The 14,732-nt window shown below is 37.5% G+C and carries 15 protein-coding genes and 1 pseudogene; 4 read left to right on the top strand and 12 right to left on the bottom strand.

Going from position 1 to position 14,732, the window contains the following annotated elements; translation table 11 throughout:
* Positions 1-86: 86 nt before the first annotated feature.
* A pseudogene (locus LCX93_RS08020) lies at positions 87-185 on the top strand (glutathionylspermidine synthase family protein); the annotation flags it as partial.
* Positions 186-194: 9 nt separating this feature from the next.
* Here the strand turns inward: LCX93_RS08020 and hemC are convergent.
* The 9 genes from hemC to argB are packed head-to-tail and all read right to left on the bottom strand — an operon-like array spanning position 195 to position 7,835.
* On the bottom strand, positions 195-1,154 hold the full coding sequence (gene hemC / locus LCX93_RS08025) for a hydroxymethylbilane synthase (protein ID WP_226065765.1): 960 nt from the start codon (positions 1,152-1,154) through the stop codon (positions 195-197).
* On the bottom strand, positions 1,154-1,987 hold the full coding sequence (locus tag LCX93_RS08030; protein WP_226065775.1) for a DsbA family protein: 834 nt from the start codon (positions 1,985-1,987) through the stop codon (positions 1,154-1,156). The genes hemC and LCX93_RS08030 overlap by 1 nt, the downstream gene beginning before the upstream one ends.
* Positions 1,941-2,372: an FxsA family protein gene (locus LCX93_RS08035; RefSeq protein WP_226065777.1), complete on the bottom strand. Its 432-nt coding sequence runs from the start codon at positions 2,370-2,372 to the stop codon at positions 1,941-1,943. The genes LCX93_RS08030 and LCX93_RS08035 overlap by 47 nt, the downstream gene beginning before the upstream one ends.
* Entirely contained in the window at positions 2,373-4,076 is a 1,704-nt protein-coding gene (locus LCX93_RS08040; protein ID WP_226065779.1) for a proline--tRNA ligase, read from the bottom strand.
* A gap of 3 nt (positions 4,077-4,079) precedes the next feature.
* Positions 4,080-5,360, bottom strand: a complete 1,281-nt coding sequence (hemA, locus tag LCX93_RS08045; protein WP_226065781.1) for a glutamyl-tRNA reductase — start codon at positions 5,358-5,360, stop codon at positions 4,080-4,082.
* The gene (locus LCX93_RS08050) at positions 5,360-6,247 is read right to left on the bottom strand and encodes a polyprenyl synthetase family protein (RefSeq protein WP_226065784.1); all 888 of its coding nucleotides are present in this window, start codon (positions 6,245-6,247) and stop codon (positions 5,360-5,362) included. The genes hemA and LCX93_RS08050 overlap by 1 nt, the downstream gene beginning before the upstream one ends.
* Before the next feature lie 16 nt (positions 6,248-6,263).
* The gene (locus LCX93_RS08055) at positions 6,264-6,680 is read right to left on the bottom strand and encodes a hypothetical protein (protein WP_226065785.1); all 417 of its coding nucleotides are present in this window, start codon (positions 6,678-6,680) and stop codon (positions 6,264-6,266) included.
* A gap of 3 nt (positions 6,681-6,683) precedes the next feature.
* On the bottom strand, positions 6,684-6,971 hold the full coding sequence (locus LCX93_RS08060) for a DUF2018 family protein (RefSeq protein ID WP_226065787.1): 288 nt from the start codon (positions 6,969-6,971) through the stop codon (positions 6,684-6,686).
* A gap of 12 nt (positions 6,972-6,983) precedes the next feature.
* Positions 6,984-7,835, bottom strand: a complete 852-nt coding sequence (argB, locus tag LCX93_RS08065; RefSeq protein ID WP_226065789.1) for an acetylglutamate kinase — start codon at positions 7,833-7,835, stop codon at positions 6,984-6,986.
* Positions 7,836-7,963: 128 nt separating this feature from the next.
* Between argB and LCX93_RS08070 the strand changes: the two genes are divergently transcribed.
* Together LCX93_RS08070 and LCX93_RS08075 are read left to right on the top strand one after the other, a co-directional pair.
* The gene (locus LCX93_RS08070) at positions 7,964-8,509 is read left to right on the top strand and encodes an HdeD family acid-resistance protein (RefSeq protein WP_226065791.1); all 546 of its coding nucleotides are present in this window, start codon (positions 7,964-7,966) and stop codon (positions 8,507-8,509) included.
* A 1-nt stretch (position 8,510) separates the two neighbouring features.
* Complete coding sequence (locus LCX93_RS08075; protein ID WP_226065793.1) at positions 8,511-9,797, top strand: APC family permease; 1,287 nt, start codon at positions 8,511-8,513, stop codon at positions 9,795-9,797.
* Here the strand turns inward: LCX93_RS08075 and LCX93_RS08080 are convergent.
* The 3 genes from LCX93_RS08080 to LCX93_RS08090 are packed head-to-tail and all read right to left on the bottom strand — an operon-like array spanning position 9,781 to position 12,631.
* On the bottom strand, positions 9,781-10,671 hold the full coding sequence (locus LCX93_RS08080) for a tetraacyldisaccharide 4'-kinase (protein ID WP_226065795.1): 891 nt from the start codon (positions 10,669-10,671) through the stop codon (positions 9,781-9,783). The genes LCX93_RS08075 and LCX93_RS08080 overlap by 17 nt on opposite strands.
* A complete protein-coding gene (locus LCX93_RS08085; RefSeq protein ID WP_226065797.1) occupies positions 10,672-11,808 on the bottom strand; it encodes a DegT/DnrJ/EryC1/StrS family aminotransferase in 1,137 nt (378 codons plus the stop codon). It lies immediately after the preceding gene.
* A 16-nt stretch (positions 11,809-11,824) separates the two neighbouring features.
* The gene (locus LCX93_RS08090) at positions 11,825-12,631 is read right to left on the bottom strand and encodes an NAD+ synthase (protein ID WP_226065799.1); all 807 of its coding nucleotides are present in this window, start codon (positions 12,629-12,631) and stop codon (positions 11,825-11,827) included.
* Positions 12,632-12,863: 232 nt separating this feature from the next.
* Between LCX93_RS08090 and LCX93_RS08095 the strand changes: the two genes are divergently transcribed.
* A complete protein-coding gene (locus LCX93_RS08095; RefSeq protein ID WP_226065801.1) occupies positions 12,864-14,726 on the top strand; it encodes a nitrate- and nitrite sensing domain-containing protein in 1,863 nt (620 codons plus the stop codon).
* The last annotated feature ends 6 nt before the right edge of the window (positions 14,727-14,732 follow it).

Consider the following 14,732-nt stretch of genomic DNA (forward strand, 5'->3'; position numbering starts at 1 on the left):
TAGATTTTAATGGCTTTTAAATCCCTAAAATAAGGGATTCGTGTTTTTAAAAAATTAGATTTTTTATTGAAATGAGAAAGTCAGGAGGTGTTTTCTTTGCCTATGAAGCCTGCGGACTGAGTTTTAGAAAAGGCGGAGATATTTTAGACAATATGAGTAAATTTGTAGGCCATGTTATACTTTAGAGATGCCCTTTAGAGTCTTTGTGGCATTTCATCTTTAAAAGCGGTTTTTTCTGCTTCTTTGAGTAAATCCAGTGCACCTTTGTCTATCATTTTTTGGGCAAGTTCTTTGCCTAAATTTTTACTTTCTTCTATACTTCTTACGACTTTTTTCTGCATAATATGTGTTCCGTTTGGAAATCCAAGCATAACTCTAAAAACAACATTATCATCTTCTATAACAGCATTGCAGGCAACAGGAGCCGAACATCCCGCTCCGATTTTCGATATAAAATCTCTCTCAATCTGTGTACATGCAAAGGTGTCTTCATCATTGAGACTTTGTGCGATTTCTCGTACCTTTTCATTGCCGGTTACAATTTCAATACCCAGGGCAGCCTGCCCCATTGGCGGTATCATCATATCAAGAGAGAGTTTTTGGGTATAGGGAATCTCTTTGAGCAAATCGAGTCTGTTGAGCCCTATCCACGCCAAAATTATCGCATCGTACTGCCCTTCTTGTAACTTTCTCAAACGTGTATTGACATTTCCTCTCAAATCCTTGACTTTTAAATCAGGTCTTTTTTGCAAAAGTTGCATTCTGCGTCGCAGACTTGTTGTCCCAACCACTGCTCCCTCAGGCAAATCTTCAAGTGTTTTGTAAGTATGTGACAGAAAAACATCACTTTGGTCTTGACGTTGCGTCACAGCTGCAAGTTCCAGACCATCGGGAATATATGTCGGTACATCTTTTAAACTGTGTACGGCAAGCTCAGCATTGCCTGCGAGCATCTCATCTTCAAGCTCTTTGGTAAAATGCCCTTTTCCACCGATGAGAGCCAAAGGTTTGTCTAAAACCTTATCCCCGTTACTTACTATTTTGTTAAGCACAACTTCTATTTCAGGAAAACCTGCTTCAATTCTTTCCTTGATATGATATGCCTGCCAAAGTGCCAAGTCTGAAACGCGTGTTGCTATTGTTAATTTTTGCATTACTTCACTTTTAGGTATTTTTTCTTTGTGTTATCTACAGAACCGTCAAGATAAACCGTCGGTGTTCCACCAACCATAAGGTCAGTAGCGACAAGCCTATCGTGGTTAAACTGCTTGATTACACGGGGATTTTGAATATCCTCAGGTGTAATATTTGTCCCTTCTGCTTTATTAAACGCTTCAAGAATTTTTTTGACATTTTTTTCTCTTGGATTGATTGAAATATTATAAAGTTTTAATACAACATCTTTAACACCTTTGAGTTCTGCGGCAATTGCTGCTTTAACCAGTGTTACTGAAGCGGGATGAATTCTTTCAAGTGGAAAATGGTAGTAATATACAGCAAACTTTTGGGGCTCTTTTTTCATATCTTTAATCGCCCCTGGCACAAATCCTCTGCAAAAAGGACACAGTGGGTCTGAAAAAATGACTATTTTATGTTTCGCATTGGCATTGCCGTAAATCAAATTTTCTTTTGCATAATGTCTGGCTTTAATTGTTGGTTTAACCTTGTCAACAAGACTTTCCCCTGTATTTATATCTGTCAAATCTTTTGTAATCATCTGCCCGTTTGAAAACCAAATCATTTTTTGGCGAATTACCTGCTTTGGCTTGTTTTTCAAAACAGCTTTCACATTAACAATATAGGCATTCCATTTTGGAAGCTGTTTGAGTGGAGTAACATCCTCTACTTTCACATCTACTGATTTGAGTCTGGGATTTTCACTAAATTTATCTTCTAAAAAATCTTCTATTTTTTCATTTGTTGTACTTGCATAGAGAAAACTACTTAAGAGTAGAGTCGTGCTCAATAATTTCAACATCAATGACATCTGAATCCTTTGTTATATTATTTTGTTCTTCAAAAGAAGAATTACATTTTCCTGATTTTACATTATAACGGTTAACAATCATACTCGTAAAAACACTGAACTGCATGAATATACCTAATATGTCTGTTAAAAACCCAGGAATAATCAGCAGTATAGCACCAATCAGAGTAAAAAGATTTAGTTTTTGAAACTGCTCAAGATCAATACAGTTATAAGAGACCGCCGTCATATTTTCGATCAAGCTTTTTCTAAAATTCACTAAAATGGATATACCTATAAACGCAGTAAAGAGAATCTCAAAAAAAGTGGCAAGTCCTCCTATAGCAGAAGAAATCTGTACAGATACAAGCACTTCCAAAAAAAGATAGACTAAAAAATAAATCATTTAAATCAGTTCCATAATTTTATCAAATATCTCTTCACTCTTGACATCTCTTTTTTCTTTTATTGCTCTGTCAAAAATCTGCACATGTCCATTTTGCAACTCTTTTCCGATAACAATCGTATACGGGAATCCAATAAGTTCCGCATCTTTCATTTTAAATCCAAAACGCTCTTTTCTGTCATCAAGCATTACTTCCACATTTGCATCCTGCAGCTGCTTATAAAGTTGTTCACCTGCTTGCACCTGTGCCTCATCTTTGATGTTACTAATCATAATATTTACCATATACGGTGCTGTTTCTTTTGTCCAGATACAGCCATTTTCATCATGATGCTGCTCTACAACTGCTGCTACAAGGCGTGAAACACCCATTCCGTAAGTCCCCATAATAAAAGGCTGTGCTTTTCCGTTTTCATCTAAAAACTCGGCTTTTAAAGCTTTGGAATATGTCGTTCCGAGTTTAAAGATATGCCCTACTTCTATCCCTTTTGTAAAAGAGAGCTCACCCTCACAGTGCGGGCAGATATCTCCCTCATTTACTTCTGCTATATCTGCGAAATAAGCAGCATTACTGAGCACCGACAAATCTACACCTATAAAGTGATAATCTGCTTCATTTGCCCCACAGATTAAATTTGTGGCATCTTTTAAATCACTGTCAATGACATGTTTTGCCTTGTCTTGATCAAGCGGCCCTATAAAACCGGGAACCAATCCTCTCTCTTTGAGTTCTTCTTCTGTCACATCCACAATATCAAGTGCTTCTGTTGCATTGAGCGCTTTTACTTCCTGAAGATTATCGCATCCGCGCACAAAAAAAAGAACAATTTCACTTGCATCTTCATATATAACTTTTTTTGCAACACATTTAACCGTATAATAAGGGTCTATTTTGAAAAACTCTGCAAGTTCATCTATTGTTTTTATCTCTGGTGTTTTAAACTTATTAAAAGAAGCTTCAGGAGCTTCAGGAATATTTGAGCGTTTGCTTCTTGAAGCTGCTTCTATATTGGCACCGTATTCACACTTTGAACAAACAGCAATTGTATCTTCACCACTCTCTGCCAAAACCATAAGCTCTTTGGAACCGCTTCCACCAATGGCACCACTGTCAGCTTCTACCACTCTGAAATCAAGTCCCATACGAGAAAGTATCTTTTTATATGCTGCTTCCATTGCATCAAATTCTCTGTCCAAATCTTCTGCTGTAGCATGAAAAGAGTAGGCATCCTGCATAATAAACTCTCGTCCGCGCATCAGCCCAAAACGAGGACGGGCCTCATCACGGAATTTTGTCTTAATCTGATACAGATTTAATGGCAGATTTTTATAAGATGTCACACGGTTACGGACAACATCAACCATCATCTCTTCATGTGTAGGTCCGAGTACGAAAAGATTGTTTTTTCTGTCGTGAAAACGAAGCAGTTCTTTACCGAACTTTTCTATCCTTCCACTCTCCTGCCACAACTCTGCGGGTGTTACAAAAGAGAGTTCCACTTCCTGGGCACCTACTTTTGTCATCTCTTCATTAATGATATTTTCTATTTTTTTAATCACTCTTTTTGCTAACGGCAGATAATTATACAAACCTGCAGCAACCTGTGTAATAAATCCTGCACGAGATAAAAATATATGACTCGGAAGTGTAGCATCTGATGGTGCCTCTTTGGTTGTCGGTATAAAAGCTTTACTTCTTCTCAAATTTTAATCCTTTTTTAAATGGTGTTTGTACTGGTCTGGAATATTGTCATGTTCATCATTAAGAATATACTGCATTGCTCCGGTAACAGAATCACTTTTGGCTTCATGCGAGGCAGCACGCATCTTTTTTGTCATATCATGCAAAAATCTTTTGATTGCCTGATGCGCCATTTTTTGGGCTTGCTTTTCATACTCTTGAGGCAGAAAACCTTTTTTGATTGCACGTTGTGTCTCTTCCTGTGCGGCTTTTTCGGCTTTTTTATAAATCTCTTTTATGATAGGTTCCACATTGAGTGTATCAAGCCACTCATAAAACTCCACAACACTTCGCCCTACAATTCCGTGTGCCTGTCTTACATACTGTTCTCTTTGTGCTTTGTTCGCATCTACAATATCTTTTATATCATCCACAACAAAAAGAAAAATATTTTCTCTGTTTTTTATTTCAATATCTCTTGGAACAGCCAGGTCAAACCAGAATCTCTCAAAATCTACATCTTCTATAAGTTCGTTGGTAATAATAGGATAAGAGGAAGCCGTAGCAGTAAATATAATGTCAAATTCGTTAACCGCTTTGTCCAGGTCTCCAAATTCATATACTTTCGCATTGCATTCCTGTGCCAAAGTCTGGGCTTTTTGCTTGGTTCTGTTTGCAATAAAAGTTTCCACTCCGTCTGAGACAAGGTGTTTTGCACAGATTTCACTCATTTCACCTACACCAATCACAAGTGCTTTTTTTTCATGTAAATTTTGAACCTTTTCTTTAATCTGTTTTATTGCTACAGAAGCCACAGAAACCGGTTTTGAGGATATATCGGTAAGATTTCTTACCTTTGCAGCACATTTAAACGCATGAGAGAGTGCTCGTGACATTTTTTTATCCGAATAACCGCGTTCATGAGAGAATTTAAAAGCATCTTTTAACTGTCCGGCAATCTGTGTCTCACCGACTACCATAGAGTCTATAGAACTTGCAACCGCAAAAAGATGATGAATAGCACTGCTGTCATCAACTATCTCAGCAGTTTTTCGTAAAACCTTTTCTGGCAAACCACCTTTGAATGCCAGTAACTTCATCATATGTTCTGTTGCTTCTTCAATGTCACTGCAGCACACATACAGCTCCATACGGTTACATGTAGCCAGCATGACAGCTTCACTGATGTTAGGCGATTTGAGAAGCCTTTGCAGACATGCCTCTTTCTCTTCATCCGTATAGGTGAACTTTTCTCTCAGTTCCAAATCACTGTTTTTATGTGAAAGACTTACAATTAAATAATGCATCAATAACTTCTTTGTATCATTGTATCTAAAATGGCAACCAAATCTTCATCTTCATGCAAAGTACTCTTCGCCTCGTTTGAGAGTTTCTGTGCCAGTTCAAAAGATTTTTCTATAGTTTTATGTTCTTGCATTTTCTTTTTCATCCATAAGAGTTCTTCTTCTGTAGGTTTTTTCGCATGCAGAGATATAAGCTTTTGCTGATCTTTTGATTCAAGTGCATTATAAAGATAAATATACGGCAAAGTACATTTCCCCTCTACATAATCATTCATCGCAGGCTTTCCAAGCGTTGCTTCGTCTGCTGTAATATCAAGAATATCATCTATAATTTGAAATGAAAGTCCTAAGTTACGTCCGTAAAGAGCATATTTGTCTGCATCTTTTTCTGCCAGCAAAGCACTCGCTTTTGCAGCGGCTTCAATAAGTGTAGCGGTTTTGAGATAGAGCATATCAAGGTAACGCTCTTCATCGCTGTTAAAACTTTCTGCCATTTTTACATCCATCATTTCACCCTTGGAGAGTGCCGTAACCGATGAAGCAATTGTCTGTGCTACTTCTTTGTCAAAGGCAACAAGTTCAGTAAATGCTTTTGAGTATAAAATATCTCCAAGCATGACAGCTGTTTTGCTTCCGTCTGTTGCATTTACCGATGCTGCTCCACGTCTGGTCATTGCATCATCTATAACATCATCATGTAAAAGTGAGGCAGCATGAATCAGTTCCACTATGGCGGCTAAAAGAGGAGCATCCTTGTGATTTGGAGCAATTTTAAGAATAAGCTTTGCCCGAAGTCTTTTTCCTCCCTGCAGCATTGCAAACAGACGGGTCACTTCATCATAATCACACTCTTGTATCAATCTTTCTATTTGTACTTCTACTCTTTGCATTTATCTCGTCTTTTGTTTATTTTTTTGCTGTTTCTAATCTTATTTGCTCTTTATCATCAGAGAGATAAAGCTCAAATTTTGCAATATTTTTTTTTACATCAAACTCTTTAAATTTAACCAGTATATAGGGTACATTATAAAAATCTGCTCCAGGAGTTTTTAGTGTAACCCGAAAACTTTGATTTTTATGATTCAAGTACAGTATATTTTGCGCTACATATTTATCATAAGAACGCAAAACCACCAAACCTTCATTGGTGTACAAAGTCCATCTAAATGTAAAAAGTCTTGTTTTGTTATCGTATTTTACAAGAATTTTCTTTGGCTCATCCTTTTTCAGTGAAATTTCCTGCACATCCCGTAAGTCACTTGCAAAAAGAGCAGTACTAAAAAGGAACAACGCTTTCAAGAAAAACTGTAAAATACTTTTCAACTCTTATTCGCTTTGAGAAAGAATATCACCCATGAGTTCTATGTAAATACTTTTTGTTTTGGTTGCAACCTCATCAAGATGACCTGCTTTATATCGTGCAACTGCCGTATCAATATCATCACCGACCTCTTCTTGGAGCATTAACTCCATTGCAGCAACTTTTTCGACAAATTTTTCAAGCTCCTGTCTTACTATATCATTGTTCGCATTAAAAACAACATCCATAAACTTTGATCTTGGAGAACCTCCGAAAATATCATCTTCATCTTCAAATAATGCACTGTAACTCATACCTAATCCTTTTTATTTTACTATTTGGGTACCTACACCCTCTGATGTAAACAACTCTAAAAGCATAGAGTGTTCAAGTCGTCCGTCAATTATATGTGCTTTATGCACACCACCGTCTATCGCTTCAAGACAGGCATCAACTTTTGGTACCATCCCGCCGTGAATCGTTTCGTTTTCTTTGAGCACTTTTACTTCATCTTTTGTCAGGGTCGCAAGGAGCTGTTTTTCTTTGTTTAAGACACCCGGAGTATCTGTCAAAAAGATTATTTTGTTTGCACCTATGGCTTTTGCAACATATGATGCACACAAATCAGCATTAATGTTGTACCCGGGATGTCCCATCTCTTCACCCGCTGCAATAGGAGCTATAACAGGAATAAAGCCTTCTTTTATCAGGTTTAAAACAACATCTGCTTTGACATTTGTAATATTTCCTGTCAATCCCCACTTTGAAAAATCTTTCGCTCTTGCACGGATAAAGTGTGCATCTTTACCACTGATACCTATCGCTTTTGCATCATGGGAATTAAGCAAAGAGACTATCTCTTTGTTAATTTCACCACTGAGTATCATTTCCACTATACGCATCGTCTCTTTTGTTGTAACACGTTGTCCGTCTATAAACTCTGTTTCTATTTTAAGGGCTTCGAGCATATCGGTAATCTTTTTTCCACCGCCATGAACAATTACAGGTTTGATACCTACCAAATACATAAGTAAAATATCTTCTGCAAACTTCTCTTTTAACTCGGGAGATGTTTGTGCCGAGCCGCCATATTTGATAACGACAATCTCTTTTCTAAACTCGCGAATAAACGGAAGTGCATCAAGGAGTGTTTTTACTGTTTCAACTTTTGCCTGCAATATTTCTATCCTTTATGCAAAATAATTTTGTTATTCTATCCAATCTTCTATTAATGCTACTTAAGTAACTCTTCTTGTATCATAACTATGCTACAATCGTTCTCAAATATTTACAATAAGGAAAAAAAATGTGGAAGTATCCTATAGATGAGGATCTGTTTGACAAATTTAGCAAGTATTCAAAAATTACAGGTGTAATTTTTATCATTCTCGGAATAGTTGGTATTATATACCCTGTATTTATGACATTGGCTACCGTAACCTTTGTGGCATGGCTGATGATGTTTGGCGGTTTTATGGCTGGGTATTTTACCTATATAAGTGACAAAAGTGATTATCTCGGATGGCTCAAAAGCCTTGTACTGATCGGTATCGGTGCTTTAATGATTTTTTATCCGATGACAGGAATCGGCACAGTCGGTCTGCTTCTGGCTATATACTTTTTTATGGATTCCTTTGCCAGTTTTTCTCTTGCTATGAATATGCGTCCTGCAAACGGTTGGATCTGGTGGATGATTAATGCCCTTTTTTCCATGTTAATCGGTATTTTGTTTATTGCCGGATGGCCTTTTACTTCCACCTATCTTATAGGTTTGCTTGTCGGCTTCAGTCTCTTTTTTGACGGATTTGCCCTGCTTGTCACAGGATCGATTTTTAAAAAAATGAATCGCTAAAATGCACAAGACAAAAGCATTCGGTCTCTGGAGTGCCGTCTTTTTAGGTATAGGTTCCATGGTCGGCGCCGGCATTTTCATAGTCATCGGTCAGGCAGGTGCCATGGCTGGAAATATCGTCTGGCTCTCTTTTGTTTTTGGCGGGATTATAGCCCTTTTAAGTGGTTACTCTTTGGCAAAACTGGCAGTACGCTACCAGTCACGCGGTGGAATAGTCGAGTATCTTGTCCAGGGTTTTGGAGAAAATATTTTCTCCGGTTCTATGGGTGTCATGTTTTATTTTTCCCAGCTTATTGCCATTGCAGCCGTTGCCAAATCATTCGGAACCTACAGTGCAACATTTATGCTTCACGGTGATACAGCCTGGGTCAATATATTTGCCATAGGCATTATCACCTTTTTCACCCTTATAAATCTTGTCGGTGCCATTTTTGTTGCAAAGGCGGAAAACATCATTGTCATCATAAAACTCGGAGTCCTTGTTACCTTTGCTTTTGCTGCACTTTTTACGATACAGCCTCAGCTTTTAAGTGTAGCGGACATGCCTCCTGTAAGCGGTATGGTTTTTGCCATCGGCATTACATTTTTTGCCTATCAGGGTTTTAGTGTGATTACAAATTCTGTGGAGGATATGGACAATCCCAAAGTGACCATGATGCGTTCTATGTTTGTCGCCTTGCTCATTGTGGCGGCTTTATACATACTTACAAGTATCGCTGTTTTAGGAAACCTGCCGCTTGATAAAATCATTCAGACAAAAGACTATGCTCTGGCTGAAGCGGCAAAGCCCATCTTTGGTGAATGGGGATTTAAGGTCATGGCCGCCACAGCACTCCTTGCAACAGCCTCGGCTATTAATGCCACACTTTATGCTGTGACTGACATAGGATACACAATGGCAAAAGAGGGAAATCTTCCTGAAATATACGAATATAATATCTACCACTCTTTTGAAGGACTCATTATCAGTGCGCTGCTGATTATACCGATGATACTCTTTTTCAATCTGGCACAAATCACAACTGTTGCCGCTATCGTCATGCTCATCGTTCAGGGCAGTACACATATTGCACACTTAAATCTTCTGCATGAGAGTGGCGCAAAAAAACATCTTGTTGTTTTAGCGATTTTCTCCATGTTTGGCGTTGCGGGAATTACACTCTATTCTACCTATAAAACCATGCCTGAGATTGCATACTATCTTATAGTTACTTTTGCTTTGGCTTTTACAACAGAATATCTACTGCGATACTTCAAACAAAGAATCATTTCTAAACAAACACACTAAAGAGATCTTCTTTTACTTTTACTTCCAAATCCAGAAGTGAAAGGGGCAGTCCGAAATGCTCAATTTTTACATAATCCTTAAATGTTACCAAAAGAGAAGTCGCTGCATCTTTTTGTAAAATTGTTTCAAGTTCTTCTTTTGTAAAACTGTGGTGGTCTTCAAAATAATGCTTTGCCACAACATCAGGAAGATATTTGTCAAGTCGTTGTGGCCTTGCTATGGCAGTCACAAGACTCATTTTTTGTGTCGGGTTCACAAGTTTTACCTCACGAAAAAAGTCTTTCTCCTCTTCTACATGTAAAGCCTTTTTTCCCGGCCACAGACGCTCTCTAAAAGGACCTGCAGGCAGACAAAAACTGTTCTGTGTTTTTACATCGATGAGTATATCTTGCTTTTTGATATCATGTTTGGAGTAGGCATCATCCAAAAAAATTATCTCACAGCCCAGTTCTTTTGCTTTTTGTATGGCTCTTTTTCTCTCTTCACTGACTATGACTGCAGCATTTGGAAGTTTTTTGGCATATATCATCGCTTCATCCCCACTGCTTTTGACATCACATAAAATTTCATTACCGTTTTTGACAACAATCAAGCCTTTGGACGCCCGTCCATAGCCACGAAGTATAATCGCAGGTTTTTTGTGCTCCTTTGCCAGTGCAATAACCAAGGGAGTTTTGCCGCTGCCGCCGACAGTCAGATTACCAACACTGACAATTTCGACAGCAAAATCCTCCGGTGTCTGTAATTTGTATCGAACATACATAATAAAACAATAGAGCCAACTCAACGGAAGCAGTAGATAAGAGAGAAGTTTTTGCAAGGGAGTTGGGTTGTAGAAATACTCTTCAACCCAAAAAACGAGCGTTTTTTTCAATTACACTCTCGTTTTTGCTATTTTTTTGATTTTACTTATAACTGTTTGTACCTCTTCATCAGTCATACTTGCATAAATCGGCAAAGAAAGTACCTGTTGGAATGAACGCAGTGCTCTTGGAAAATCATTAACACGTAAAGCATATTTGCTTTTATAGTACGATAAAAGATGAAGCGGAATATAATGCAACCCTGCCCCGATGCCCTCTTCTTTGAGTGCTACAGCAAAAGAATCACGGTTTTTATCTATTTTTACTATATATAAAGAAAAAGGATTCTCTTCATTATCCATGTCCGGAGTAATAATGTGTTCTACCCCTTCAAGTCCTTCACTGTACATTTTTGCAATCTCTTTTTGTCTTGCGATGTTTGCATCCTGTTCTTTTACCTGCGCTCTGATATAGGCTGCATTTAAATGGCTCAGTGCATAATCATTTCCAATGTCAACAACATCATAAATATACTCCAAAGCATTTTCATTACGTACCATTGCGTGATTTGCCAGCAACCTCGCTCTTTGCATAATATCTTCATTATTGGTCACAAGCATCCCGCCGTTACAGATATTTTTCTTTAAATGCGGAGAAAAATTAAAACAGACTATATCTGCACCTGTTGCACCTATTTTCACTCCCTTGTATGTAGCACCAAGCGCATCACTTGCATCTTCAACAATTTTGACATTATATATGGAAGCCATCGAATAGACTCTGTCCAAATCTACAGTCATACCGCCAATATGCGTTATGATAACCGCTTTGAGCTTTTTGGATTTATTTTCTTCCAAATAGTTTTCTAATTTATTAAGATCAATATTGTAAGAATCTTCGGCTATATCAATAAAAACAGGCTCAGCATCAAAATGGCGGACAACCTCAGGTACACTCGGATGCGCATTTACACTGCAGATTACTTTGTCTCCGCGTTTTAAGTCAAGGGCAAGCATGGCAAGGTGCAGTGCCGATGTGCCGTGCGATGTAGCAAGTGCATACTCTGATCCGACATACTCACGAAACTCTTCTTCAAGTTTTGGTACCTGATACAAATCTTCTCCGTCTAGTACATCACTCACATTAGAGTGTGCCTCGCGGGAACTTTCATACTTACTAAAAGGGATACTCAGTTTTTCATTTTTCATTTTTTACTCCTAGGTTTTATAATGTAATATCGCGTGGATAATTAAAGTCATGATTCAATGTTCTTGAAGTCAGCTTTGCAATCACAGGCATCTTTCTTTTGAAATGATTTCTAAAAATTCTTTTTATTATCATATCCAGCATCTGTTCGTCAACACCCTTTTGTATGACTTCTTCACGCGAAAGTCTCTCATCCACATAGAGTTTCATCGCTGCGTCAAGTTGGGCATAAGTATAGCCCAAATCAGCCTCATCACTTTGACCGCTCCACAAATCAGCCGAAGGCGGTTTTTCAATGATGCTTTTACTTACATGTAAGTACTCGGCTAATTCAAAAACTTCACTTTTGTACAAATCTCCTATGGGATTCACTGCCGACGCCAAGTCGCCATACAGTGTTCCGTATCCAAGCATTAACTCACTTTTATTGCTTGTTCCCAGTACCAAAGCATTCTCTTTTGCCGAAATATCAAACAATGTCGCCATTCGCATGCGTGATGAAAAGTTTCCTTTTCTGAGATTATCCATATCAGGGTGCATCTCTTCATACGCTTGCAACATTGGAGCAATATTACAGACAACACAACGCATATTAAAATCGCGACACAGTTCATCCGCATCATCAAGTGAGTTTTGTGATGAATATTGTGATGGCATTTTAACACATAACAGGTCATCTCCAAATGCTTTTTTCGCCAAAACAGCGACCACAGCAGAATCTAGTCCGCCGCTCAAACCAACCACTGCTTTTTTTATACCTGTCTTTTTCACTTCATTTTCTAAAAAAAGAACCAAATAGTCAGTTATCTGCGAATATTTACTCATAATATATACTAAACCTTTACAACTTATTAACAAAAAATATTATATCTAAAATTTGTAACAAATGTTTTTTTAAGAAAAGTGATTTTAACGTTTTTGTAACAAATTTATTGTAAAATTAAGATCTAATTTTATTTTTAAAGGTTTTATAATAAATTCAACAACAATAATATCCAAACTAAAGTTATTGGTATCACTGCCTTTAATCGTTATATTTTTTGGATTTGTGTTCTTAATGATACACAGCTACAACAATCTTCAAGGCCTTTCTCACCTTAAAAAAGATGCTTTGCATATACAAAACATTTCTCTTCTGATAAATTCTCTTCAAAAAGAGAGAGGCTACAGCAGCGGGTATCTTGGCTCTCATGGAACAAAATTTCAATCACAACTGCGCAAACAGCAACAAAAGACAGACAGTATATATGCTAAAATCATCTTTTTGCATGAAGATTATTCTCTCGACAAAAAAACACTTGCAAAACTCCGCAAAAAAGTCCACTCACGCTCTCTTAGCACTGTCGATGCTTTTAATGAGTATACAAAAATCATATACCATCTGTTACAAAATCATCTCATGATTACCAAAACAATCAAAGAAAAAGAGATTGAGCAGATGTTTCATGCCTACACAAACCTGCTTTTTATGAAAGAAGCCGCCGGTAAGATGCGAGGTTCGCTCAGCGGATTGTTTGCCCAGAAAAAACAAAACTACCAACTTGTCTTTACAGCAATGCATGCAAAAGGCGAGTATGATCTGGCACAGCAAAACTTTTTAACATATGCTTCTGATGACATTATAAAAGAGTTTTATACAATTGCACAGGGGAAGGAGTATCAATGGCTGCAAAATGTATTTAAAAAGTACACAAAACATCAAAATATTTCTGTCACACAGGATCCAAACGAATGGTTTGCTAAAGCTACAGCTATTATAGAAGCATTTAACAGACTCCAAAAACTGGAATTTGCCGATATTGACAGTTTGATAAACAAATATGCCTCAAGACTCAAAATAGAACTCATTATAAATATTTTTTTACTGATCCTCATCACTTTGATTATGCTTTTGCTTGGAGTCAAAATTAAAAACAGTATTTTAAGAAACTTAAAACTGTTAAGTGAATACAAAAATGCTGTTGACAGAAGCAGTATTGTTTCCAAAACCGACAGAAGCGGAAGAATCACCTATGTAAATGATAAATTCTGCATAATTTCAGGTTATACAAAAGAAGAACTTTTAGGAAAACCACACAATATTGTCCGTCACAAAGATATGCCAAAATCAGCTTTTCAAGATATGTGGAACACGATACTACATAAAAAAGCCTGGTCCGGCGTTATAAAAAACAGAAAAAAAGACGGGAGTTCTTACATAGTTGAAGTGACCATCAACCCTATCTTAAACGAAAGAGGAGAAATTGAAGAGTTTATTGCCATCAGAAATGACATAACACAGATTTTACAACTCCACAAAGAGATAGAAGAGACGCAAGAAGACATTATTCTCAAAATGGGTGAAATTGGTGAAACACGAAGCCAGGAAACAGGTTTCCATGTCAAGCGGGTAGCCTTATATTCTCAGATATTGGCAAAACATTACGGCTTGGGCGAAAAAGAGACAAAATACCTCACTATTGCTTCTCCAATGCATGATATAGGCAAAGTTGCCATTCCTGATCATATCCTGAACAAAAAAGGCAAGCTGACACAAGAAGAATGGAAAGTGATGAAAACCCATGCGGAGATAGGCTACAAACTTTTTAGAAACTCCCAAAGAGAGCTTTTGAAAACTGCCGCAGTCATTGCGCATGAGCATCACGAAAAATATGACGGCAGTGGCTATCCAAGAGGTTTAAGTGGAAAAAATATCCATATTTACGGACGTATCACTGCGCTTGCGGATGTTTTTGATGCTCTTGGCAGTGAACGTTGCTATAAAAAAGCATGGGATGATGCAAAAATTTTCAAACTTATACAAGAAGAGAGGGGAAAACATTTTGATCCTGAACTTGTTGATATTTTCTTTGAACATCTTGATGAATTTTTACATGTAAGAGATAGCTACAATGATATGCACTCTTACACAAAAGTTTAGAAGAAG

This window comes from Sulfurimonas sp. SWIR-19, assembly GCF_020410885.1.
In the GTDB taxonomy this organism is placed as follows: domain Bacteria; phylum Campylobacterota; class Campylobacteria; order Campylobacterales; family Sulfurimonadaceae; genus Sulfurimonas; species Sulfurimonas sediminis.

Bases quoted from the DNA above. Each gene is read 5' to 3' on its own strand.
- hemC (WP_226065765.1), bottom strand. From the start codon at position 1,154: ATGCAAAAATTAACAATAGCAACACGCGTTTCAGACTTGGCACTTTGG.
- LCX93_RS08030 (WP_226065775.1), bottom strand. From the start codon at position 1,987: ATGTCATTGATGTTGAAATTATTGAGCACGACTCTACTCTTAAGTAGT.
- LCX93_RS08035 (WP_226065777.1), bottom strand. From the start codon at position 2,372: ATGATTTATTTTTTAGTCTATCTTTTTTTGGAAGTGCTTGTATCTGTA.
- hemA (WP_226065781.1), bottom strand. From the start codon at position 5,360: ATGCATTATTTAATTGTAAGTCTTTCACATAAAAACAGTGATTTGGAA.
- LCX93_RS08050 (WP_226065784.1), bottom strand. From the start codon at position 6,247: ATGCAAAGAGTAGAAGTACAAATAGAAAGATTGATACAAGAGTGTGAT.
- LCX93_RS08060 (WP_226065787.1), bottom strand. From the start codon at position 6,971: ATGAGTTACAGTGCATTATTTGAAGATGAAGATGATATTTTCGGAGGT.
- LCX93_RS08070 (WP_226065791.1), top strand. From the start codon at position 7,964: ATGTGGAAGTATCCTATAGATGAGGATCTGTTTGACAAATTTAGCAAG.
- LCX93_RS08075 (WP_226065793.1), top strand. From the start codon at position 8,511: ATGCACAAGACAAAAGCATTCGGTCTCTGGAGTGCCGTCTTTTTAGGT.
- LCX93_RS08085 (WP_226065797.1), bottom strand. From the start codon at position 11,808: ATGAAAAATGAAAAACTGAGTATCCCTTTTAGTAAGTATGAAAGTTCC.
- LCX93_RS08090 (WP_226065799.1), bottom strand. From the start codon at position 12,631: ATGAGTAAATATTCGCAGATAACTGACTATTTGGTTCTTTTTTTAGAA.
- LCX93_RS08095 (WP_226065801.1), top strand. From the start codon at position 12,864: ATGATACACAGCTACAACAATCTTCAAGGCCTTTCTCACCTTAAAAAA.